The sequence below is a fragment of the Paenibacillus sp. 05T425 genome, from assembly GCF_056396205.1.
This window is the reverse complement of record NZ_JBFTLA010000006.1, coordinates 649,625-672,254: the sequence shown is the minus strand read 5'-3', so window position 1 is coordinate 672,254 and position 22,630 is coordinate 649,625. Positions and strand designations below refer to the sequence as shown.

The 22,630-nt window shown below is 49.3% G+C and carries 21 protein-coding genes; 15 read left to right on the top strand and 6 right to left on the bottom strand.

All coding sequences use genetic code 11. The features are described from left to right. Positions 1 to 4: 4 nt before the first annotated feature. Entirely contained in the window at positions 5 to 304 is a 300-nt protein-coding gene (locus AC1DF0_RS17055; RefSeq protein WP_442052405.1) for a ribosomal protein L7/L12, read from the bottom strand. 119 nt (positions 305 to 423) lie between these two features. Between AC1DF0_RS17055 and AC1DF0_RS17050 the strand changes: the two genes are divergently transcribed. Beyond that, positions 424 to 2,388, top strand: coding sequence for an ABC transporter substrate-binding protein (locus AC1DF0_RS17050; protein ID WP_477574728.1), 1,965 nt, complete (start codon positions 424 to 426; stop codon positions 2,386 to 2,388). A gap of 139 nt (positions 2,389 to 2,527) precedes the next feature. Continuing rightward, complete coding sequence (locus tag AC1DF0_RS17045; protein ID WP_442052407.1) at positions 2,528 to 3,172, top strand: IucA/IucC family C-terminal-domain containing protein; 645 nt, start codon at positions 2,528 to 2,530, stop codon at positions 3,170 to 3,172. A 61-nt stretch (positions 3,173 to 3,233) separates the two neighbouring features. On the opposite strand, the gene AC1DF0_RS17040 is transcribed toward AC1DF0_RS17045, so the two are convergent. Continuing rightward, a complete protein-coding gene (locus AC1DF0_RS17040; protein WP_477574727.1) occupies positions 3,234 to 4,058 on the bottom strand; it encodes an SDR family oxidoreductase in 825 nt (274 codons plus the stop codon). A 129-nt stretch (positions 4,059 to 4,187) separates the two neighbouring features. Between AC1DF0_RS17040 and AC1DF0_RS17035 the strand changes: the two genes are divergently transcribed. Then, a complete protein-coding gene (locus AC1DF0_RS17035; protein ID WP_442052409.1) occupies positions 4,188 to 4,757 on the top strand; it encodes a TetR/AcrR family transcriptional regulator in 570 nt (189 codons plus the stop codon). A 20-nt stretch (positions 4,758 to 4,777) separates the two neighbouring features. Continuing rightward, a complete protein-coding gene (locus AC1DF0_RS17030; RefSeq protein ID WP_477574726.1) occupies positions 4,778 to 5,227 on the top strand; it encodes a YdeI/OmpD-associated family protein in 450 nt (149 codons plus the stop codon). A gap of 7 nt (positions 5,228 to 5,234) precedes the next feature. Here the strand turns inward: AC1DF0_RS17030 and AC1DF0_RS17025 are convergent, their stop codons facing one another. Then, positions 5,235 to 5,798, bottom strand: coding sequence for a TetR/AcrR family transcriptional regulator (locus AC1DF0_RS17025; RefSeq protein WP_442052411.1), 564 nt, complete (start codon positions 5,796 to 5,798; stop codon positions 5,235 to 5,237). A gap of 169 nt (positions 5,799 to 5,967) precedes the next feature. On the opposite strand from AC1DF0_RS17025, the gene AC1DF0_RS17020 reads away from it, so the two are divergent. From AC1DF0_RS17020 to sigJ, 8 genes are all read left to right on the top strand, one after another. Continuing rightward, positions 5,968 to 6,894, top strand: a complete 927-nt coding sequence (locus AC1DF0_RS17020) for a ketopantoate reductase family protein (RefSeq protein WP_477574725.1) — start codon at positions 5,968 to 5,970, stop codon at positions 6,892 to 6,894. 185 nt (positions 6,895 to 7,079) lie between these two features. Beyond that, positions 7,080 to 8,384: an ABC transporter substrate-binding protein gene (locus AC1DF0_RS17015; protein WP_442052413.1), complete on the top strand. Its 1,305-nt coding sequence runs from the start codon at positions 7,080 to 7,082 to the stop codon at positions 8,382 to 8,384. Positions 8,385 to 8,397: 13 nt separating this feature from the next. Beyond that, complete coding sequence (locus tag AC1DF0_RS17010) at positions 8,398 to 10,131, top strand: sensor histidine kinase (RefSeq protein WP_477574724.1); 1,734 nt, start codon at positions 8,398 to 8,400, stop codon at positions 10,129 to 10,131. Positions 10,132 to 10,145: 14 nt separating this feature from the next. Then, the gene (locus tag AC1DF0_RS17005) at positions 10,146 to 11,759 is read left to right on the top strand and encodes a response regulator transcription factor (protein ID WP_477574723.1); all 1,614 of its coding nucleotides are present in this window, start codon (positions 10,146 to 10,148) and stop codon (positions 11,757 to 11,759) included. A 38-nt stretch (positions 11,760 to 11,797) separates the two neighbouring features. After that, positions 11,798 to 13,159, top strand: coding sequence for a GntP family permease (locus AC1DF0_RS17000; RefSeq protein ID WP_442052416.1), 1,362 nt, complete (start codon positions 11,798 to 11,800; stop codon positions 13,157 to 13,159). Between the two features lie 40 nt (positions 13,160 to 13,199). Beyond that, positions 13,200 to 14,738, top strand: coding sequence for a gluconokinase (gene gntK, locus AC1DF0_RS16995; RefSeq protein WP_477574722.1), 1,539 nt, complete (start codon positions 13,200 to 13,202; stop codon positions 14,736 to 14,738). Positions 14,739 to 14,984: 246 nt separating this feature from the next. Next, on the top strand, positions 14,985 to 16,169 hold the full coding sequence (locus tag AC1DF0_RS16990; protein ID WP_477574721.1) for an NAD(P)/FAD-dependent oxidoreductase: 1,185 nt from the start codon (positions 14,985 to 14,987) through the stop codon (positions 16,167 to 16,169). A 32-nt stretch (positions 16,170 to 16,201) separates the two neighbouring features. Further along, positions 16,202 to 17,074: an RNA polymerase sigma factor SigJ gene (gene sigJ / locus AC1DF0_RS16985; protein WP_442052419.1), complete on the top strand. Its 873-nt coding sequence runs from the start codon at positions 16,202 to 16,204 to the stop codon at positions 17,072 to 17,074. 74 nt (positions 17,075 to 17,148) lie between these two features. Here the strand turns inward: sigJ and AC1DF0_RS16980 are convergent, their stop codons facing one another. Together AC1DF0_RS16980 and AC1DF0_RS16975 are read right to left on the bottom strand one after the other, a co-directional pair. Further along, positions 17,149 to 17,685 carry a helix-turn-helix domain-containing protein gene (locus tag AC1DF0_RS16980; protein ID WP_477574720.1) on the bottom strand — a complete coding sequence of 179 codons (537 nt, stop codon included), beginning with the start codon at positions 17,683 to 17,685 and terminating at the stop codon, positions 17,149 to 17,151. Beyond that, a complete protein-coding gene (locus AC1DF0_RS16975; protein WP_477574719.1) occupies positions 17,664 to 18,005 on the bottom strand; it encodes a cupin domain-containing protein in 342 nt (113 codons plus the stop codon). Before AC1DF0_RS16975 ends, AC1DF0_RS16980 begins: the two co-directional genes overlap by 22 nt. Positions 18,006 to 18,144: 139 nt before the next feature. On the opposite strand from AC1DF0_RS16975, the gene AC1DF0_RS16970 reads away from it, so the two are divergent. Continuing rightward, the gene (locus AC1DF0_RS16970) at positions 18,145 to 18,981 is read left to right on the top strand and encodes a phytanoyl-CoA dioxygenase family protein (RefSeq protein WP_477574718.1); all 837 of its coding nucleotides are present in this window, start codon (positions 18,145 to 18,147) and stop codon (positions 18,979 to 18,981) included. Between the two features lie 71 nt (positions 18,982 to 19,052). Here AC1DF0_RS16970 and AC1DF0_RS16965 read toward each other — a convergent pair whose 3' ends face one another. Further along, positions 19,053 to 20,513, bottom strand: coding sequence for an MFS transporter (locus tag AC1DF0_RS16965; protein WP_442052422.1), 1,461 nt, complete (start codon positions 20,511 to 20,513; stop codon positions 19,053 to 19,055). A gap of 149 nt (positions 20,514 to 20,662) precedes the next feature. Between AC1DF0_RS16965 and AC1DF0_RS16960 the strand changes: the two genes are divergently transcribed. Together AC1DF0_RS16960 and AC1DF0_RS16955 are read left to right on the top strand one after the other, a co-directional pair. Then, complete coding sequence (locus tag AC1DF0_RS16960) at positions 20,663 to 21,643, top strand: ATP-binding cassette domain-containing protein (RefSeq protein ID WP_337099186.1); 981 nt, start codon at positions 20,663 to 20,665, stop codon at positions 21,641 to 21,643. After that, complete coding sequence (locus AC1DF0_RS16955; RefSeq protein ID WP_442052424.1) at positions 21,640 to 22,455, top strand: ABC transporter permease; 816 nt, start codon at positions 21,640 to 21,642, stop codon at positions 22,453 to 22,455. Before AC1DF0_RS16960 ends, AC1DF0_RS16955 begins: the two co-directional genes overlap by 4 nt. Positions 22,456 to 22,630: the final 175 nt, after the last annotated feature.

The window sequence follows — 22,630 nt, the reverse complement described above, 5'->3', positions numbered from 1 at the left end:
CTTTTTATTGTCCTATCATTTTGTCTACGTATTCCTTGGCTTCTCTCAGCCCCAGATCGGTTACTTCCCGAAGTTCTTTGATCGCTTGAATTCGTTTGCCCGATGCAACCAGTATACGCAATCTATCGTCAAGATTTGCCGGCACGCTGCCGGAGGCCGATCCGGGTGATGAATAAGGCAATCTTTCATTCCCTTGAAGATCGGATTTGATTTCATTAAGCTGCCGCTGCAGGTTGAACACTTTCAACAGCAGCACAAGTGACAAAATTAAGGCACTGAGCGCTATCCATTCGACGGATTCCATTATGAACCACTCCCATTCATCGGATAGTTCATTATACCATTGAAATATTTTTTGATAATGAGAATGATTCTTACTATAATGAAAGAGTTGGTAAATGTGAACAGACATGGATGGTGAACATGATGACGTTGCAGGATCAATTACCATTATGGAATCATGCAGCTATAAGAGTGCTTGATGTTCGTCGGTCTAAGTTGCAATTGAGCGAGAGTATGAAGGGCTTCCGATTGCCGGCTAGCGCATTCCTGCTGGCAGTAAAGGGAGCAGCCACGATCCTTATTGATGGAACCGAGCATAACGTAGATCGCTGTTATGTATGCCATGCCGGCAAAGGCGCGACCATAGACATTGTTCAAGTGGCAGAACAAATCGATTATTATTTCATTTTCTATAAAGCGGTTCTCGTATTGCCAAGCCGAAAGGAACTTTTGAACGTATATCGAGATCATAATCCGTTCCAAATGCAGTATGGCTTCGCTCCTGCTCATCCTCTTGGTCTCTTATCGAAGATAGAGAGTATGCATTCTTCTTGGCTGCTTGGCGCTCAATTAGAGAAATTTCATGTAAGGGCATCATTTCATCAATTCGTATATGACATCCTGCAGCAGCTTCACGCGCTTGAGGGAGCAGCGATGAGCCAGCCGGATCTCGTAAGCCAAACGATTCGTTTTATGGAGGAACGTTACATAGATCCGATAAGTCTGACGCAATTGGCGGATGCCCTTCACTGCACCGAGAGAAAGCTGCAGCGATTATTCAAATCGAAGCTTGGTTTAGGACCGATGGAATATCTTATTCAAATCCGCATGAATCATGCGCAGGCGATGTTATCGAATACGAATGTATCGCTTAAAGTTATCGCAGAATCCGTAGGTTACGGGGATAGTTATTATTTTAGCAAGGCGTTTAAGAAGTATAGCGGCGTCTCCCCTCTCCATTTTCGTCAAAACCGTCGGAAAAGTACATCATCGATGTCGCGTTATTCCATTGGCGCGAATCAACTCCTCTCCTATAATAATGATTGTGATAATCATTATCAATATACCGACGGGGGAGTAAAAGGAATGAATCGGAGCAAGAGATCAGTATTGGCGGTAAGTTTGATGTTGAGTTTGATTTTATTGTTGAGCGCATGCTCGGCAGGGAGTAACGGAGGTAACAATACCAATGGAGCGAGTCCAACGGCCTCGCCTTCTAATACGGCTGCAACAAGCACGAATGCGCCGCAAGCAGCGCAGCAAGCGTATCCGGTCGTTATTAAGCATGCGAAGGGCGAATTAACGCTGGAGCAGCATCCGGTGAAGATTGCAGTGCTTGATACGAAGTTCGTCGATCAGCTGGTAACTTTAGAAGAGCAGCCTTCGGGCAGCGTGAAGGCAGCCGCGGACAATTCCGATTTCCCTGCTTACTTGGTTAACAAGCTGACGGACGTGAAGGTGCTTGGAACGAGGGATGAGCCTAATCTGGAAGCTATCGTCGCCATGGAACCGGACTTGATCATTTGTACCGAATTTCAAGATAAAGTGTATGACAGCTTGACTAAGATTGCTCCTACCATCATGCTCGACTTCAATGAAGACTGGCGCGATACGTTGGTCACGATTGGCAAAATCGTAGGCAAGTCGGAAGAAGCGAACGCGGTCCTGGAATCCTATAAGGAGAAAACAGCAAAGCTGAAAGAGGAGCTGAAGGCTAAGCTCGGAGATCAGACGGTAGCGTTGATAAGACCGCGGGATGAAGGCATTCGAGTTCATACAGCAGGCCACCGCGCGGCTGCGATCCTATACAATGATCTTGGCTTGTCCGCCCCGCAGCAGGTACAGGAGCAGCAGGACAGCGCCTATGAAATTTCGCTCGAAGCATTGCCGGAAGTAGGAGCAGACCATTACTTCCTTGTTCAGGACGATATGTTCAAGAAAGTCGTCGAGGAGATCCAGCAGTCCGAGGTTTGGAAAAGTATCGATGCCGTGAAAAATAATCAAGTGTATGACGTTGATTCGAACGTATGGATTGCTTATTATGGTCCGATCGCTATTAATATGGTTGTAGACAGAGTCGCGGAAGTGTTCCTTGGAACTCCATAATATACCGAAGCAGCTGTCAAAGTCGGAGTGGGGAGATTTGAAAGGAAGATTTAAACTCACTTTTGAAAATGAAGCTTCTCACACAGCCCTATCTATTGACTCTGGCGATTTGTTGGATAGGGGAAAATGTGAAATCTACTTGGACGGTTTAGCCGCTCAGATCGGCTCGCCATCGAGACGCGCAACAGCGTCGATGCTTGCAAAGCGGTACGCTTATCTTGTCATAGTGCCTGTCTTGTATGCGATGACCGTATACAATAAGGGCTTGCAGTTGACGCCGGATCAATGTCGATTGGCTGCGCCTGACGACAATGAATATAAAGCCAGCAACTCCAAATTTCCTAATCTGAGGATTAGGGAGCTTCGTGTAACGGAACCGGAAGCGGGCAAACGGGAAGAATGGCGGATTCAAGTAGTACATGAGCTGTTTGGAAATCACATTACCCCGTTATTTCGTTCATTATCGGTGTTTGGCCGAGTGCCCATGCCGATCTTATGGGAGAATGCGGTTGTTCGTATTGTTCCGTTGTACGAGGATGGATTAGAAGATGAAGAAGATCCGGCAGTATGGCAACGATATAAGGATGACTATACGTTTATATCTCAGACTGCGCCCGCTAGCCTCTTCGGAGAACGCCGCAATCCGCTAACAAAGTTCATTACCGCAGCGCAGGGTGGAGTCGCCGGCGAGCTGGCTCCCTACATGCGTCAGACATGCTGCTTCTACTACGAGATGTCTCCTGAATATTGCAGAGCTTGCCCGAAGTCGCCTTGTCCCGTTTAGGGGCAAGGCGGCTTTTCTCTGCGCTTTTTTTTTGGACGGTTGATTACAAGTTGATTATATTTTATTGCTGTCTTCTTGCTGCGAATATGCCCTGAACCTTCGCTACCGTACCGCCGTCAACACGGATGTCGGTGCCGGTAATATAGGAGCTGTCGCTGCTGCATAGGAATGCAATGGCGCCAGCGATTTCACTTGCTTCACCCTCGCGTCCTAGCGGGGTATTGTCAAGCAGCATCTTCATGCTTTGACTTTCTTCCGCTTCTTGTCTGCCCATTGGCGTGTTGATCGAACCCGGAGAAACGGAGACGATGCGAGCGCCCTTTTGTCCCCAATCCCAAGCCTGCTCTTCTACGATCAATTGAACGCCAAGCTTCGAGAAGCCATAGGAAGTATCCGACTTGCCTTGCGTAACTTGTTCGATTCGATCCAAGAAGTCTGGAGCAAGCGGGTTCTTTAGAAGATCATTGTATGCCTCGTTGCGTGGGAAGAAAAACGCCGACATCGACGCGATACAGACGGCAACGGAACCGGGAACGGCTAAAGGCAAGAAAGATTTCAGAATCAGTCCAGTCCCAACCATATTGACTTCCATAATTCTGCGACCGTTCGACATCGTCGGCGACAAGCCTGCGGTGTGAACAATTGCCCCCAGCTCGCCTAACTTAGCCGCGGAAGCGGCAAGCTCATCGACTTGCTGTTCGTTCGTAATATCGACAGTCTGGATGTAGACATCCGTAATGCCTTCTGCAGCGAGTTCTGCGATGGCTTGATTCAGGCGCTCTTCGCTTACATCTGCAAGGAGCAATGTTCCTGCTTTGCCGAGACGGCGAGCAGTCGCCTTCCCTATTCCACCGGATCCGCCGGTAATTACATATACTTTGCTCATTGTTTTTGCCTCCTATTAGGTTTGCTGGTATCATGAAGTAGAACTTATTTCTAGCATAGGCTAGATCGAATTTGTTCTTCAACTTACAATCGCATAGCAAATGTCCATTTATATAAGGAGGCGTATCTGATGAGCGTAACTGACAGAAACGTGATATCCGCACGTTGGCTCATTATGGAGGCCTTTACCTTACTATTGGCCGTACTTCCGTTCGAGAAAATTTCGGTACATGCCATCGTCCATAAAGCCGGTATTAGCAGGTCAACGTTCTACTCGCATTTTCAAGATAAATTCGATTTGCTTGAGCAGGTGACTGATGAAATCACGAGCAAGCTTCTCGACATTTACGAAGGAAAAACCAGCGAGGAACATATGCGGATCATGGAATCGTATACGGACCAAATTCCGATTCCGGCTACGTTCGTCATATGCGAGCATATACGTTCCTACGAGAGTTTCTATCGTAACCGCTTTCATGATTCGCATTTCTTAAGCTGGTTGAATGAGAAGCTTCGGGAACGGCTTCAACTCATCTATGGCAATGAAGCTCAAGCAACCTTCGCCGCTGGCGGAACAGTTGGCTTTATTGGCCGCTGGTTGCTTAACGGGCTGCCGGGCACTTCGTTTGAAAATGCGCTCCAACTGAGCGAACTAGCTACGTTCTCGCTGTCCCAAGGGAATACAGGGAAGAGGCAATGAGCCAAATTGGAGGAGATAGAATGAAATTTCAAGCAGTTGTTTTGTTAGCCAAAAAGTCAGCCACGGGAATCGAAGTTCCCGAACACGTTGTTGAAGGCCTGAGCGCTGGGAAGAAGCCTGCAGTTAAAGTGATGATCGGGGATTATAGTTATCGTAGCACCATAGCATCGATGGGAGGTAAATATATGCTACCGCTAAGCGCAGAGCATCGTGCCGGTGCTGGCGCTCAAGCAGGCGATACGGTAGATGTCGAGATCGAGCTGGACACCGAGCCTCGAGAGGTGACGCTGCCAGCCGATTTTTCGGAGGAGCTTGATCGTAATCCGAATGCAAGAGCTTTTTTCGAAACGCTGTCCTACAGCAATAAACGTCGGTTTCTATTAAATATTGAGGGAGCCAAGACGCCAGAAACACGTGCGCGCAGATTGGAGAAATCGATCGCGGCTTTGAATGAAGGACGGCTTCAGTAGAGGTTAGCTAGCGTATTTCTGGCGGGAGCGGGAGATGAAGACTAAGCAGTGCAAATAGCTGCTCGACCATCTCCTCCGCAGGATAGGGCATCGATTGAATAATCCACCATTCCACGAGACCGACAGCAGCCGAAGTTAGAAATTGAACAGTAATATCTCTATTCATCCCTCGCTTCATGCCGTAAACGTCTATTTGCTCCTCGAATCCTCGTGCCATAATGGTCATCAGCCGTTCTCTGAATGCCGGAATTCCTTTTCGGGTCACTAATATTTTATAGATGTAGGCGTTCTGCTCCAAATATTGAAATGTGAGAAGAAGCGACGCCTTGGCGTTCAACGGGAGCGTGTCGCTGTTAGGCATACAGCTTTCGTACAATTGCTGCAAGTATGTTTCGATACATTGATCAAGCAGATCGTATTTGTCTGCGTAATGCAAGTAAACCGTGCCGCGGTTGACATTGGCGCGGTCGGCAATGTCATTGATCGTTATTTGATCCAAATCCCGCACTCCCAGCAGTTCGACGAAAGCGTCGATTATAGCTTTACGCGTCTTGAGTACTCGTCTGTCCATCTGTTTTCCTCCAGCTCTATTAGACAATTTGGGATCATTCGTTGATTATTCAACAATAACGGATTTATTAAGCATTGAAGCGTAACTACGCGTTTGCTAAGCTTATTTTATTCAACGTTTGTTGATAAATCAACGTTTATCTATAAAATACGAGATAGAGGGATGCCGAATGAACATTTTAGTGTACGGTGCAGGCGTATTAGGCAGTTATCTTGCGCATGCTTTGAAGCGCGGAGGCAATGACGTAACTGTTCTTGCCAGAGGGAAGCGGGCCGAGGAGCTGGAGAGGAACGGAGTCGTTGTTCGTCATTATTTTCAACTTCGAACGACCGTGGACCGAGTGCGCGTCATCCGAACGCTCGAAGCCGACGATCAATACGATCTTATTTTCGTCGTGATGAAATATAGCGACTTTCCGTCTGTCCTTCCGATTCTAGCAGCCAATCAAAGCAGACATATCGTTATCGTAGGCAACAATGCGGATGCTAGGCAGATGCAATCTTATATTGAGGAAAACAGTCGGACGAAGAAGCACGTTGCGTTCGGCTTCCAGCTAAGCGGAGGGCGCAGATACGAGGACGGACGCATACTGGCTGTACGCGGAGGCGGACAAATGGTGTTAGGAGGGCTGGACGGCCCGATTCCGTTCCAACTTTTACTGGATAACGCATTCAAGAAGGCTAGCTACAAGCTGGACTATCATGATGATATAGATGCTTGGCTGAAAAGCCATATTATTGCTATTCTTGTGTTGAATACGGTCAGCTTCTCCCCAGAGGGCGGAATGAAGAAGCTGGACGGCGACAAGAGGCTGCTGCTCGAATTGATCGAAGCTATGGATGAGGGCTTTCGCGTACTGGAAGCGATGGACATCACGATTACGCCGGCTGGGCAAGTTAAGTTTATCCGCGAGCGGAAGCGGTTGGTTTATTATTTCTTGAAGCTGTACAGCATAATCCCCATTTATAAATTAATTGACGGAACTATCTCCGAGATGGAAGCGTTAAGCAGCGAATTCGCCCAATGGAAGCGGGCAACGAATAGTTCGACACCTTCCATGGATAAGTTGGCTAACCAGTTTTTTCCTCATCCATAAGTCGCGCATACAGAAATAAATAAGGATCAGCGGATATGTTAAATATCCGCTGATTTTTTTGTTAATAATAGGTAGGGCTTATGTTTAGTTTTAGTTATCGATATTAAGTATTCGTTATTTCGTACAGGATCAGGATCAAGTATCGTTAAGGTTGCTGTAGCAATATCATTTCAGGAGGTAATGGCATGAGGCGATCCGGGGCGGCGCTTATACTTGCAGCTTTAGCGGCAACCGGATGCGGGAACAGCAATAATAATCTTTCCGCTGGGGATAAGAGCACGGCAAACAAGCCTTTAGCCGGACAATCGATCACATTAGTGACGGGTTCTCACCCATGGGTCGATGCCATTAGGCCGCTTCTGCCGCAGTTCGAAGCCGAAACGGGAATGAGCGTTAGCGTGCAAAGTTTTTTTGAGGATCAATTGACTCAGAAGCTGACCGTTCAATTCACTTCGCGCTCCGAAACGCCTGATGTATTCATGTATCGGCCTCTTCAGGAGGGCAAGTTGTTTTTTCGAAATGGCTGGTTAGAGCCGCTTGATGACTTTGTTAAGCGGACAGCGGATTACGATTATGAGGATTTTACGGCTCAATCAATCGGTTCGTCGATCGTGGATGGCAAACTTTCGGGAGTCCCGATAATTATCGAGCAAGCTATATTGTATTATCGCAAAGACCTGCTTCATGAAGCCGGTATACCCGTTCCGCAGACGATCGAGCAATTAGCGGAAGCCGCGTCCCGATTGCATGACCCGGATAACGGGGTGTACGGATTCGTTGCACGCGGCGGGCGCAGCCCGCTTGTCACACAAGTATCTTCCTACCTTTATTCGGAGGGAGGAGACTTTACTTTTGGCAATAAAGCAACGATCAATACGCCTGAGGCAATCAAGGCATTCACGATGTACGGCACGCTCCTTCGAGATTACGGTCCATCAGATGCGATTAATATGTCATGGCCGCAAGCGAGCGCTTTTTTCGCGGAGGGTAAGGCGGCGCTGTATACGGATGCCAATTCGATCTACAAGATGACGATGGATCCAGACTATCCTGATGTTGCAGGTAATGTGGGCTTCGCGACCTTTCCGGCGGGGGCGAAGGGGTCAAGGCCATATAACATCACTTCGTGGGGGCTGGCCATTAACCCGAAATCGGCACATAAAGAAGCGGCATGGACATTTATTGAATGGGCGACCAGCAAGGAGATTACGATGCTGATTCAACAAAAAGGGATTCCAGGGCCGAGATCCTCCGTATGGGATCAGGAAGAAGGAACGGCAGGATTTCCAGTTGAGCTCGTAAAGGTATTCAAGAAATCGGTAAATGGCGGAGTCGACCATGACCGACCGACAACGATCAATGTGGCGGAAGCCCGTGAGACGGTCGGTGAAATCGTGCAAAAGGTTATAACTGGCGAAACGAATATACAGGAGACGGCAGATCATGCGAACGCTGCCTTGCAGGCGATTCTCGATAAAGAAGCGGAGTAAGAAGGTGTAACGAGTGCGGAACAGATTATCTATTTTCAGCAAAATTGTCGTTACGACTGTTCTCTTGCTCATCCCGATCTTGCTTCTGTACAGCTATTCCAATCGCATAGCAAGCAGCGTGGTAGAGAAGCAGGTCCGATCATCCAATTTGAATCAGCTTACTTTCCTGATGAATCAAATGGATTCAATCATCGAGAACTTGTCGGTATTCCCTGTGATCATTAGCTACGATCCTTACATCCGTGAATTTATTAGCGGAACAGGCGAATCGTTGAAAGCGCAAGCTCGCGTGACCGAGAAGCTAAGTCTGCAGAGTGTGTCCAGCGCTTGGTCGAATGATCTTACCATCGAGCTGCCAATTGCGAAGAAGATTCTCTCTTCTAATATTTACGTGAATGGAGCGGCAACAAGGCCGGAAGAGCGACCCATACGTACAACATGGACGTATGACCAGGACAGATCGCGGGGATATCCGGTTGGAACTTTCATTCGGGAAATAACCGAACCAGCTAACGCGAACGCATACAACGATTTAACTGCGATGTTTCAAGTGCGTTTTCCCGTGCAAAATATGAGCGATATGCTTGATATCCACAAAAAAGAAAATAGAAGCGATCCTTTTTTCTATCATCCGAATGAGGAGACGATCCCGAACAGCACGCTTTCTTCAGCAACGGCTGAATCCATTATCCGAGCTGTACTGAACGATGCTTCCGGTAGTTCGGGGCAACAGACGATTAGCATCGACCGCGAAAAGTACCTGGTCAGCTATGTGAAATCTCGTCAGCTTGGATGGTATCTCGTCGATTACGTTCCTGTTGAGCGCATCGTATCGCCAATCATGACCGCGCGTAATTGGTTTTATTGTTCCATTGCGTTACTGCTTATGATGAGCATTGTGGCTGCCTTCCTGTTGTATCGCAACGTTCAGATTCCGCTCCACAAAATGATCCGCGGCGTCCAGCGAATGAAGGATGGCGATCTTTCATGGCGGATTAACTACAAAGCCAAGAGCGAATTCGATGATCTGATTCGTCATTACAATGAGATGGCTGAGCAGATTCAGCGTTTAATCGAAGATGTGTATACCGAGAAGCTGCGTTCGCGGGATGCGACATTAAAGCAGCTGCAGTCTCAAATTAATCCGCATTTCTTATATAATTCGCTGTTCTTCATTATCAATTCAGCGATGATGGACGATCGGGAAGCGGTTATCTCCATGACGGAAAATTTGGCGGAATTTTATCGGTACACGACGAAGGTCGAGAATCAACAGGTCACGGTTGCAGATGAGTTGAATTTAGTGAGGCATTATCTGGCTATCCATCATCTGCGAATGGGACGTCTGGCTTACATCATTAACGTATCTGAAACCATGTTAAGCGAGCCGATATCTCGTCTTATCCTTCAGCCGCTTGTCGAGAATGCCATCGTTCACGGCATCGAGCCGCGTATAGGCGGAGGCATGATCGGCATCACGGGTGAGCAGGGTTATCAATATAATCGGATTCACGTAACGGATAACGGTGTCGGGATGAAGGATGCTGAGTTAGATCAATTGCGAGAACGGTTAGCGCAAAAAGACTCTAGTACGGATGAGTTGGGAAGCGGAATACGAAATGTGCACCAGCGTCTGCGTTATCAATACGGCGAAGGTTCCGGTCTAAGCTTCCGCAACGCGCCAGACGGCGGTCTAATCGTTACCGCAACCTGGACTCGCAATTGCGGCGGCGTTGATTCGGAATAGGAGGACGGGATGCGATGGCACAGCTATTGTTAGTGGACGATGAAGCACATGTAGTGGATCGTTTTGCGACGACTATCGATTGGAAGTCAATAAACATTGAGCAGGTATATCGCGCTTATTCCAGTCTAGAGGCACTTGAGCTGCTAAGGCAGTTCTCCATTGATATCGTCATCACTGATATTAAGATGCCGGGCATGTCGGGGCTTCAGTTGATCGCCGAAATCCGCCGTCTTTGGCCGAAAACCAAATGCATCCTCTTGTCCGGCTATTCCGATTTCGACTTTGCCAAGCAGGCTATTCTGTATCAGACGGAGGATTACTTGCTGAAGCCGGTCAAAGATGTCGAACTGCTGGCAACGGTGAAGCGGGTGTTAATCAAGCTTGAGCAGGATTGGGAAGAAGTGCTTTCCAGCCAGCGAATGAGCTATACGCTCAAAGAAAATATGCCGCTTCTTCGGGCGAATCTCCTTCAAGAGCTGCTTCAGGGCAAGAAGTGGAGCGCAGAGCTGCTTCAAGAGAAGATGGCCAGGCTTGAGATGGGAAGTCACGCTTGGTCAACCATTTCGTTAATGGTTATTCGGCTGGACGAGTCTTTCCTGCAATACGAACTTGAAGATTTGGCATGGAAAGAATATGCCGTAAGCAACATGGTCGAGGAATTGTTCGGTACAAGGTATGCCATTTGGCATACCAAGGACGCTCATGATTATTTAGTGTTTGTGATGACGGCGAAGCAGGATGAACCTGACCAAGATGATACAGTCTGGTTCGAACGGACAGCGGCCTCGCTGCAATCTGCCGTATGTACGTATCTGAAAAGTAAAATATCCATTTTGGTGAGTAATAAAGGGAAGTTTCCGAGCGATGTTGCAGCGTACTACAACCGTGCGATTTCTTCATTCCGGAAGCGGATCGGGAACGAGCGAGAGCTCTTCATGCGCCTTGAAGACGAGCCTAAATCGGAGCCGCCCATCTATTCCTTGCAAAGTCTTTACAACCCGCCAACCTTGATTCATTTGCTTGAGGCAGCGCGGTGGGAGGTCATCGAGGAGAAGCTTCGCTATATTTTTGAATCGATGGAGCAAGGCGATGATCCTTCACAGGAGCATCTGCTCGAGATCTATTTCACGATTGCATCAGCCTACACGTATATAACCCACAAGAACGGACGGCACTTAGCCGACTTAATTGGCAGCCACTTCGATCGGATGTCGGAAGGCATACCTTTTCGGTCTTTGAATCACCTGCGGGAATGGTCGTTCCGCACGCTGCGGCATATTAGGGACGACATGGAACGAGAAACGAAAGATTCCAGATCTAAGCTCATACGGGATATTCAAACCTTTATTGAAGAGAACGTGACGCGCGATATTTCACTGCAAAAGATTGCCGAGAACGTATTTCTCCACCCGGTCTATGTCTCGAAAGTATATAAGCTGGAAACCGGGGAAAATATGAGTGATTATGTGCAGCGCGTCAAAATGAAAAAAGCGGAATATTTGCTGAAGCAGAGCAACGAGAAGATCTATGAGATTGCTGCTCTGCTTGGCTATCAGAGGCCGCACTCCTTCATCTACGCGTTTAAGAAGATGTACGGAATGACACCTCAGGATTATCGAGATCGTTGATCGTTAAATCACATACACAAACGGAGGGAACACACATCATGTTGTTATTTATCGTTCTTGCAGCGATCGTCGTGCTGCTATTGTTGATTACCGTTGTGAAGCTCAATCCTTTCGTCGCTCTGATTATCACCGCAATCGGTGCAGGGCTTGCTGCAGGAATGCCGCTTCTGACAACGGAAGACTCGCCCGGAATCATCGATTCCATTAAGACAGGCATGGGCAATACGCTCGGATTCCTCGCTATCGTCTTGGCGCTTGGCACTATGCTTGGCAAAATGATGGCGGAGTCCGGCGGTGCGGAGCGCATCGCCCGTACCCTTATCAAATTGTTTGGTGAACGCAACGTTCATTGGGCGATGATGTGCGTCGCGTTTATCGTTGGCATTCCGGTGTTCTTCCAAGTCGGATTTGTTCTTCTCATTCCGCTCGTATTCACGATTGCCAGACAAACAGGCCTCTCGTTAGTGAAGATCGGCGTTCCGCTCGTTGCCGGCTTGTCCGTCGTTCACGGCCTGGTGCCTCCTCATCCGGCGGCAATGGCAGCCGTTGGAATCTTTAATGCCGATATCGGCAAGACGATTCTGTACTCCATCATCGTCGGTTTGCCGACCGCTATCGTTGCAGGTCCGCTGTACGGGAACTGGATCGGTAAGCGAATCCATAAGGAAGTTCCGAAGGAAATGGGCGATCAGCTCACGGAAAATGCGGAAACAAAGCAGCTTCCCGGTTTCTTTAACACGTTGTTTACGATATTAGTGCCTGTATTTCTAATGCTCATTGCCACCGTCGCTGATCTGTTCTTAGAGAACGGGACGCTTGCGAGCGGGGACTTCCTCTACCAAGCGGCCAAGTTTGTCGGCGATCCAGTCGTAGCCTTACTGATTGCAACGGTATACTCGTTCTTCAGCCTTGGCTTCTTCAGAGGCTTAAGCCGCGAAACGGTACTGAAATTTACGAATGACTGCTTGGCGCCTACGGCAACCATTCTTCTCGTAATCGGCGCAGGCGGCGCGTTCAACCGCGTATTGCTGGATTCGGGCATCGGCGACTATATCGCTGAGCTTGCTACCGCGTCGAATGTATCGCCGATTCTGCTGGGCTGGGGAATTGCGGCAATGATCCGCGTGGCGACAGGTTCTGCAACCGTATCGATGATGACGGCAGCTGGAATCGTTGCTCCAATCGCAATGGCGATGCCGGGAACGAATGTCGAGCTGCTCGTGCTTGCGACGGGCGCTGGCTCGCTCATCCTCTCGCATGTGAATGACTCGGGCTTCTGGCTGATCAAAGAATATTTTGGCATGAGCGTGAAAGAGACGCTTCTAACGTGGACGGCGCTCGAGACGATCATTTCGGTCGTAGCGCTTGCTTTGATCCTCGTCTTGAACACGGTTGTCTAACCGCGATTCGAGGATAGTGGAAGAAAGGAGTGGAGGTAAGATGGCTTCCTCTTATGTAATTGGCGTTGATATTGGAACAACTAGCACGAAGTCCGTTCTGTTCGATACGAAAGGCGTGCTTCAAGCAAGCCATACCATAGAGTATCCTTTATACTCGCCTAAGCCGGATGTTGCGGAACAGAATCCGGATGAAATCTTTCGCGCGGTTATCGGCACGATCAAGCATGTCGTGCAAGATAGCGGCGTTAATCCAACAAGCGTATTGTGCGTGTCGTTCAGCTCAGCCATGCATAGCGTCATTGCGGTTGACGTTGACGGCAACCCGCTCACCAAATGCATCACCTGGGCGGATAACCGCAGTGCCTTCTGGACGGAACGAATTAAGAACGAGATGAACGGTCATCAAATTTATTTGCGCACGGGAACTCCGCTGCATCCGATGGCCCCGCTATCCAAGCTCACTTGGCTTAGACATGCGGAGCCKGATTTGTTCGCACGAACGCATAAGTTTATTTCCATCAAAGAATATGTGTTCTTTAAGCTGTTCAACCAATATGTGATCGACTATTCCATCGCGTCAGCAACGGGCATGTTTAATTTGACGAAGCTGGCTTGGGATGGGGAGGCACTGGAGGTAGCGGGCGTTACCGCCGAGCGATTGTCTGAGCCGGTGCCGACGACCTATAGCTTGACCGGCCTTGCTTCCGAATGGGCGGCCGAGCTGGGCTTGCCGGCTTCGACGCCTTTTGTCGTAGGCGCAAGTGACGGCGTACTGTCCAATCTCGGGGTGAATGCGATCGATCCGGGAACGGTTGCCGTGACGATCGGGACGAGCGGAGCGATCCGTACCGTCACCGATCGCCCGATCACCGATCCGAAGGGAAGAATTTTCTGTTATGCGCTAACCGAGGATATGTGGGTAATCGGCGGACCGGTCAATAACGGCGGGATGATATTCCGGTGGCTTCGAGACCAGTTATGCTCAGCGGAGGTCGAGACGGCGCTACGGCTTGGCAAGGACCCTTACGAGGTGCTCACCGAAATCGCTGCCCGCGTTCCGGCAGGGGCCGACGGTTTGCTGTTCCACCCTTATCTGGCAGGAGAGCGGGCGCCGCTATGGGATGCGAATGCAAGAGGCTCGTTCTTCGGCCTTGGCCTTCACCATAAGAAGCAGCATATGATTCGAGCTGTTCTGGAAGGCGTTATTTTCAACTTATTTACCGTATTTATGGCGCTCGAAGAATTGATCGGCCAACCGAAGAAAATACAGGCGACAGGCGGCTTCGCACGGTCAGAGCTATGGCGTCAGATGATGGCCGATATATTCGACCAAGAGGTGCAAGTGCCTGAGAGCTTCGAAAGCTCCTGCCTAGGGGCCGCCATTCTAGGGATGTACAGCATCGGCGAGGTCGATTCGCTGCATGTCGTATCGACGATGATGGGCTCGTCGCATAAGCATCTGCCAAATCAAGAGAATGTGGTGAAATACAAAGAGCTGAGCCGCATCTTCGTGCGGATGTCCAGACTTCTGACTGATGAGTACCAGGAAATCGCAGCTTATCAGAAAAAGTGGATGTAATTGGATCAGAGAAGCGTGCTCCCATTTAATGGGGGCATGCTTTTTTTCTGCGACGCCTCAATGAACCACCGTATCCACTCAGTAAGAGCATATATGCACTTACAGGCGCGAACGCAAACCCAGCCTCACTCTTAAGGACGTATATGCTTTTACAAGGTGTTCTTACAAGGGGAGGGGCGGCAGCGATGTCACAAAAGTCGACTCCATATCGTTATACAAGAAATCGAGTCTATGGGAGTGATCGTAATGAAAACATTAACTTGCGTCGTTATTGGGGCTGGATACGCAGGCATACATGCCATGAATGAAATTCGTAAAACCTTGCAGCGACAAGAGGGCAGCCAATCCGTCAAGTTCGTTCTCATCGATAAAAATAAATATCATTTTCGCAAGGTGAAGTTGTTTAAGCCTGCGGTAACGGACGAAGATATTCGAGTGCCGCTCACGCAGCTGTTTCCTGAGGGCATATCGCTCATTCAGGGAACTGTCACGGAGGTTATAACGTCAACGAAAAAAGTACGACTGACAGACGCTTCGGGCGCCTTGCAAAGCTTGGATTATGATATTCTTGTTGTAGCGGCTGGCAGCATCGTTCGGCGGCCTGAGCCAAGTGCAGGGGGGCAACCGCTAGGCAACCTGGATGATGCCCTTCGGATAAGGGAAATATGGCTTGCCAATCTACGCAAGGCTGCCATCGAACGGAATCCGCATGAGCGCAAACGCTTGTTGACGATTGCGGTAGCGGGAGCGGGCATAAGCGGCATTGAGACGGCGGCGGAGCTGGCCTATTATGTCCGGGAGGAAGCCCGGAAGCTCGACATCGAGACGAATGAAGTTGATATTCGCTTGTATAATGCGCATGATCGTCTCTTTACTGACGGACCGGACGGCGTGTCCCGGAAATTGGAGCATTTTTTAAGAGATTGCGGCGTAAAGGTTGTCCATGCAAACCGAGTGCTTCGGGAAAATGCAGGTATCGTTTACTTATCCGACGGCGAGAAGCTGCCTGCAGGCTTATGCGTGTGGACATTGGGACTATTGCCAAGTCCTGCGCTCGAACAATTCGGCCTGCCGGTTACTTCGGACGGGTATGTGAAGGTTGATGCCAGCTACCGGGTACAAGCTGCTCCCGGCGTATACAGTATCGGCGATTGCGCCAAAGTCATCGATCCGCTTAACGGCCGTTCCGACGGGATGACTTGTAAGGAAGCCATCCCTCAAGCGAGTAGATTGGCGAAAGTCCTTGCAGCTGATCTAGCAGGTAAACCGGCACCTGTGCATACCAGCTATATGGACAGCTTCAGTATTGGCTTGGGTCCTGATAAAGGTCTCACATGGGTGCGCAAATGGGGAATTGATTTCATAATTACCGGCAAAATGGGTTATCGGATTAAACATTTTACTTGGAACTTGGCCAGTACAATCAAATAATAGGATATACACATTGTGATGGAGGCGTAGGAATGGAGCAAATGTATATAAAATATAAAGGTTTGCTGCTTTCTCTAGCTTACCAGTTGACCGGCTCATTCTCCGATGCGGAGGACATCGTTCAAGATGTCTTCCTGAAGGCATATGACGGAAACCCGCTAGGTTTGGCGGAAGCGCCGCAAGCGTATTTATGCAAAATGGTGACGAATCGTTGCCGGGATTTGCACAAGTCGGCGCGCAAACGCAAGGAGCAATATTTTGGCGAATGGTTGCCCGAGCCCGTTCCTACCTCTGATGACGAAAATTTCGAAATGATCGCTCGATCCGAATTATTATCCTATGCCATGCTGGTTATGCTGGAAAGGTTGTCGCCCGCGGAGCGGGCGGTGTTTGTCCTTCGCGAAGCGCTTGGTTTTGAATACGCGGGTATAGCAGCCATTATCGACAAGAACGAGGCCAATACCCGCAAGCTGTTCAGCCGTGCGAAAGCGAAAATGAGAGAGGCTGGCAACGCGGCTGCCTTACCCTTCACGAATGAAAATGCAGCATGGGTTCGCCAGTTTTTGAACATGCTTGAACAAGACCGGGTCGACGAAGTGATGGCGATGCTAGCCCAAGATGTCGTGTTGATTTCCGATGGAGGCGGAAAAGTTGTCTCCGCGGTTCATCCGATCGTGAGCAGGTCATTTGTTTCCCGTTTCTTGCTCGGTATCATGCGCAAAAGTGCCAGCGACGGTGTTTCCTCGTCATTCCGAGTAAGTGAAATTAATGGTCAGATCGGCATCTCGATTTACTCCGAGCAGGGCATAGAGGCCGTTACTTTATTTCAAATCGAAGGCCATCTTCTTCGTAACATTTACTTGGTCAGAAATCCGGATAAGCTGAAGCTGTTCCAGAGCATTTGAACCAAGGTTTTGGAATCTGAACCACGTCGTTATGACGTGGTTTTTTTTATCTACTGAGAGCCATGGACATTCACTCAACGATGCAATAGGTTCTGGGATCTTCTCCATTGCGTAGGCGTCGTGCCAACGAAACGCTTGAATACGGTCGCAAAATGCTGGCTTGATTGATACCCTAACTGGAAAGAGATGTCCGTTATCGATGCATCCGATTCCATAAGATGACGACATGCCGCTTTCACGCGAAGCCGCTCGACGAACGTCATTGGCGGCTCTCCGGTAAAGTCCTGAAACGTTCGGTAGCTGACGCCCGCGACAGCTGCAAGCTCATTTACGGAGGGGCGCCATTCCGGCTGTTTGTTCATTCTGGCAATAAGTTCATGAATGGCATGAATCAAATCGGATGCGATATCATTCGTTCCGGAGCGAGGCCCTATAAAGGCAAGAATGATTTCAATTAAAGCGGAACGTACAGCGGTGCTTTGACTAGGGCTATCCTTCACTAACGACAATCTTAATTTCTTGAAAACTTCAACGGCCGGCAGTCCAAGATGGAAATGGTGCGGCAATTGCAACAATGCTTCTTCGATGACTAAGCTCTCTGAAGGCGGCAAGCATAACCAACCTTTATGATGAGGCGCTTCGGGATAATCAACCACCAAAACTTGCAGGGCTCGATCACATTGAAGCCCCCTCTATGCTTCTCGCCGGGACGCGAATGGAATAGATCACCTGTCAATGTCTCATAAAATTGCCCTTCAAGCACCCAGCTTGCTTTTCCTTGCTCAATTAGAACAAATTCATAACATCCGGGATGCTCATGCTCATGCAGCGGCACTGCCTTACGCAATTCATCGCTGCCAAGCATGACGAATTCCGGTACGCTGCGGATAGGCGGATTGCTGTCGGTATCGTATGTCCAGCGTTTGTTCATGAAAGGGGGAGGCTCCTTCGTTCGTTCGTTTGTTTGAGTATGTACTCTATGTTTCTCATCCTACTTCGTACGAACTTGAACGTCAATCGCTATTCGTTCAGGTTAAGATGATGTCAATCGCAAATAAGGAGGAACATAGATGACCTTACAAGCTGAAAGACAGTACAAAATTACGCAACAGGATAAAGAAACATTTAACCGCGATGGCTATTGGATTAGCCCCAAGCTCTTTGATGACGAGCAGATCGAACGGTTGCGCGAGGCGCATCGCCGGATATGGTCGGGCGATTACGATGGCGACGGGGTACCAATGAATCATTTTCGGCTTAGCGACAACCCTGGCGCGCTTCGCAAGCTGGATAACGGCTGGTGGATCAATGACGAGGTGAAGAAGGCGGTATTGGATCCGTTCATTGGAGAGCTGTCCGCCGATTTGTTGGACACGGATGAAATTCGACTTTGGCATGATCAGGTTATTTATAAGCCCGGTATCGGCAGTGAAGTTTCCGATGCAGGCAACGTGGGCTGGCATCAAGACTACGGTTACTGGCAATGCTCGGATACGCCCGATATGATAACCGTTTGGATTGCACTGCAGGACACGGATTTATCGAACGGCGGCATGATGACGATACTCGGCTCTCACAAGTGGGGATTGGTACCTGACAGCGACTCCTTCTTTAACCAGAACATGGAGGAACTGAAGCATAAATATTCGGATGGCCGAAGCTGGATAGAGGAGCCGTGCATTCTGAAGGCGGGACAAGCAAGCTTTCATCACGGTCTTACCTTCCATGGATCGGGACCGAATCGGACGAATGATCCGCGGTTATCGGTTGTATCTCATGTGATGAAAGGCGGTACCAGCTATCGATCGGGTATCCAGCGTCACGACAACATTCGACTGTTGGGGCCGCGTCCGGTTCAAGGTCAGCCGTTCGCTAACGATTATTTCCCGATTCTTTTCAAGAGATAATCATACATGTAGACAAACGAACAGCCCTGCTCTCCCAATGGAGAAGCAGGGCTGTTCTTACTCATTCGGTATTAGTGATTAAGCACTTGTTTTCTTTGTTTATCGAAAGAGACGATTACGGCGAACAGCAGAAGAATGAAGCCCGTGAACATAAAACCTCCGATGGTATCGAAGGGCAGCCAGCCGAGTACGCTGGAACCGGCAACGACACCGAGCGAGAAGAAGGCGTAGAAGTAACCATAGGCTTTGCCTCGCAGATCGGCCGGTGTTGCTTGGATAAGCATTGTATTAATAGATGGGAATAGGAGTGCGAAGCCTACTCCGTATAGACCTAGTACAACATAAAGCGACAGTGTCGTATTCGACTGACTAATCAATAGCTGGCTTGCTCCCATTAGCCCCATGCCGATGGCCATTGTTCTTGACGGAGCGACACGGTCGAATATGCGATTCGTCGGAAGTACAAACAACAGGACGGCAATGATGCCAAACGTGCTCATTAACGTGCCGCTTAACCTTGAATCATAACCGAGCGACTGCACATGGAGAGGCAGTAAGTAAGCAATTACGCCTTGCGAGAACATTAAGAAAAATGCGCCGCCGTAAGCCTTTATTACACCTGCTTGGAAGAGCGAGCCAGCCGATTGTGCTTTAGCTTCAGCCTTCTCGTTTTTTATGATTTTATATTTCCTGAGAAAAATAGCAGATAGGACGGCGAGCAGCAAACCGAGTACGGCTACGCAAGTAAAGACGAACGGCACGGACGTTCTGCTTGCCATTATACCGCTGAAAGCAGGGCCGATAATGGCGGCAAGTCCGACGAACGTACCCGTGAAGGCGACTTTCTTCCCTTGCTCGTTACTCATCGTCGTATTCGCGGAGTAGGTGAACGCTGCCGGAACGATCAGCCCGGCGACGAAGCCGTGCAGGATTCGAACGATAATGAGCAAAGTCGGTTCTTCGACGAAATGATAGAGCAGCAATGCGCCGCTGGATAAGACCATTCCGGCCATCAAGATCCGGAAGGGGCCAACCTTATCCGTCATGATGCCGGACAATATGTTGCCAAGCGTATTGGCCAGCGAGTACAGAGCGATAACGAAACCAACAATAAAAGAGCTGGCGCCGACAGATGCCGCGAAGGTGCTCATGACGGGCAATTGCGCGAACAAATCGAAGAAAGAGAAGAACACGATTGCGTACACAAGCACGGAAATGTTAATCTGGCGCAATTCGTATTTGTTTTTCGCTTTCTTAAGCTGCCAATCGAGCACGAAGTTGCCGAACGGGACGAAGGCCGCAATGACGGCCGCGGCAGGCCAGAGAAGATTCCACTTCACTCGAATAGCTGCGTAGGCAATAGCCGCCGCATAGAGACAGAAGATGCCGCCGTGTATGCTGCCTACTATCGTGACTGCTTCCTCGATTCCACCCTTATACTTCAAAGGCATCGCAATGCCTAATAATACGATCAATGATATACCATCTAGAATGCCTGTTAGGCGTAAAAGGTTAATGGGATGTGCCCGCACTTGATTTGCTCCTAATCGCGTAATAATTGCTTCCTCTATTCTAGCATGCCGTTAAGCGTGTAACACGCAAACAATTGGACATTGTTTAAACTCCGTTTAAATTGGCGCGTTATGATCCTTTTATTCAGTTTTGTATAGGAGGAGTTTCAATGAGTCATGTATACAGAAAAGAAACCGGAGAGTGGGCTGTTGAAGCACAAGGGCTGGTCAAAATTTTCGGTGACAATCGGGCTGTAGACGGTGTGGATCTGAAAGTGCCTACAGGTTCGATCTATGGCGTGCTTGGTCCGAATGGAGCGGGGAAAACAACGACCATCCGCATGCTGGCAACGCTGCTGAGACCGGATGCTGGATCGGCTAAAATATTTGGGCATGATGTGGTGAAGGAATCTCAGATCGTAAGGCAATTGATTGGCGTGACCGGGCAGTATGCTTCGGTCGACGAGTCGCTTAGCGCTACCGAGAACTTAATTATATTTTCCCGCCTGCTGGGTCTAGGAAGAGCGGAGTCGAAGCGCAAGGCGGAGGAGCTGCTGGAGGAATTCGGCCTCACGGAGGCTGCGAAGCGGCCGCTACGCAACTTCTCTGGCGGCATGCGTCGCCGGCTGGATCTTGCGGCCAGTCTGATCGCGCAGCCGCCGCTCCTATTCCTTGACGAGCCGACGACCGGACTCGATCCGCGTACCCGCTCGCAGATGTGGGACACGATTCGCCGTCTGGTGAATACCGGTTCAACCGTTTTGCTTACGACCCAATATCTAGAAGAAGCGGATCAGCTTGCCGACAGAGTAGCGGTTATCGATCGCGGTCTCGTCGTCGCCGAAGGTACCGTAGATGAATTGAAAGCGTCGGTTGGAACGTCGTCCCTGCATTTGCGAGTAGCCGATGCAGAGTACATCGGTCAGGCGCGCCGAATCGTCGAGCAGGTGCTGCGCGTACAGACGAGCGTATCTTCAGAAGCTGCGAAAATTACGGCACCAATGGCGGATGCCGACTTAGTGACCGATCTATTGATCGCGCTTCGCTCGTCAGGTATTCATTTGGCAGAGCTTAGCGTACAAAAGCCGACGCTTGATGAAGTATTTCTAACGATTACAGGACATGGCGTTAAGGAGGAAGTAACCGTATGAACCACACAACTACAAAATCAACAGTCTATAGCGAGCTGAGAAACCGCACGAGCTTCAGACAATCGGTGCGCAACTCGTTCACGATGGCGTACCGGGGCTTGCTCAAAATTAAGCGTACGCCTGAGCAATTATTTGACGTAACGCTGCAGCCGATTATATTCACTCTTATGTTCACTTATATTTTCGGCGGAGCGATTTCCGGCGATGTCATCAGCTACTTGCCTGTCATTATTCCCGGCATTCTCGTTCAAACCGTTATCACGACCTCCGTCGTTACAGGTGTTCAATTGCGCGAGGATATGGACAAAGGCGTATTTGACCGATTCAAGTCGCTGCCGATCGCCCGTATTGCACCGCTTGCCGGAGCGTTGCTGGCAGATACGGTCCGGTACAGCATTGCAACAGTGCTTACCTTCTCCATGGGTTACGTAATGGGCTACCATCCCGAAGGCGGCTTAGGCAGCGTTGCGCTTGCCGCGCTGCTCGTCATCTTCTGCTCGTGGGCGATTAGCTGGATTTTTGCTTTCTTCGGCGTTATTGCGCGTACAGCGTCAAGCGTGCAAGGCATTTCGATGCTCGTGCTGTTCCCGCTTACGTTCCTGTCCAATGCCTTCGTACCGGTCGATACGATGCCGAACTGGCTGCAATGGTTTGTGAAGATCAATCCAATTTCGCATCTCGTTACAGCCGTCCGCGAGCTTACCAATTCAGGCACGGTTGGCATGGATCTTGTTATCTCGCTTATCGGCGCTGCGGTCATCGTAGCGGTCTTCGCACCGATTACGGTCAAAGCGTACATGCGCCGGACATAAGCAAAAACATTGTTAATAATATGTGCCAAACAGTCTTGCTTTATAGCGAGACTGTTTTTTGTTTATATAGGTAATGATTTTTATGCTTTACTAGCGTTTTAAGCTATAGGAAGATCCTATCATTTTGGAATCAAATAAGAGGTGAATGACAGCTAAGAAGCGCGTATAATGGTGC

Coding starts and splice junctions, on each gene's coding strand:
- AC1DF0_RS17055 (WP_442052405.1), bottom strand. CDS start 304: ATGGAATCCGTCGAATGGATAGCGCTCAGTGCCTTAATTTTGTCACTT.
- AC1DF0_RS17050 (WP_477574728.1), top strand. CDS start 424: ATGATGACGTTGCAGGATCAATTACCATTATGGAATCATGCAGCTATA.
- AC1DF0_RS17040 (WP_477574727.1), bottom strand. CDS start 4,058: ATGAGCAAAGTATATGTAATTACCGGCGGATCCGGTGGAATAGGGAAG.
- AC1DF0_RS17035 (WP_442052409.1), top strand. CDS start 4,188: ATGAGCGTAACTGACAGAAACGTGATATCCGCACGTTGGCTCATTATG.
- AC1DF0_RS17030 (WP_477574726.1), top strand. CDS start 4,778: ATGAAATTTCAAGCAGTTGTTTTGTTAGCCAAAAAGTCAGCCACGGGA.
- AC1DF0_RS17025 (WP_442052411.1), bottom strand. CDS start 5,798: ATGGACAGACGAGTACTCAAGACGCGTAAAGCTATAATCGACGCTTTC.
- AC1DF0_RS17020 (WP_477574725.1), top strand. CDS start 5,968: ATGAACATTTTAGTGTACGGTGCAGGCGTATTAGGCAGTTATCTTGCG.
- AC1DF0_RS17015 (WP_442052413.1), top strand. CDS start 7,080: ATGAGGCGATCCGGGGCGGCGCTTATACTTGCAGCTTTAGCGGCAACC.
- AC1DF0_RS17005 (WP_477574723.1), top strand. CDS start 10,146: ATGGCACAGCTATTGTTAGTGGACGATGAAGCACATGTAGTGGATCGT.
- AC1DF0_RS17000 (WP_442052416.1), top strand. CDS start 11,798: ATGTTGTTATTTATCGTTCTTGCAGCGATCGTCGTGCTGCTATTGTTG.
- AC1DF0_RS16990 (WP_477574721.1), top strand. CDS start 14,985: ATGAAAACATTAACTTGCGTCGTTATTGGGGCTGGATACGCAGGCATA.
- sigJ (WP_442052419.1), top strand. CDS start 16,202: ATGGAGCAAATGTATATAAAATATAAAGGTTTGCTGCTTTCTCTAGCT.
- AC1DF0_RS16975 (WP_477574719.1), bottom strand. CDS start 18,005: ATGAACAAACGCTGGACATACGATACCGACAGCAATCCGCCTATCCGC.
- AC1DF0_RS16970 (WP_477574718.1), top strand. CDS start 18,145: ATGACCTTACAAGCTGAAAGACAGTACAAAATTACGCAACAGGATAAA.
- AC1DF0_RS16960 (WP_337099186.1), top strand. CDS start 20,663: ATGAGTCATGTATACAGAAAAGAAACCGGAGAGTGGGCTGTTGAAGCA.
- AC1DF0_RS16955 (WP_442052424.1), top strand. CDS start 21,640: ATGAACCACACAACTACAAAATCAACAGTCTATAGCGAGCTGAGAAAC.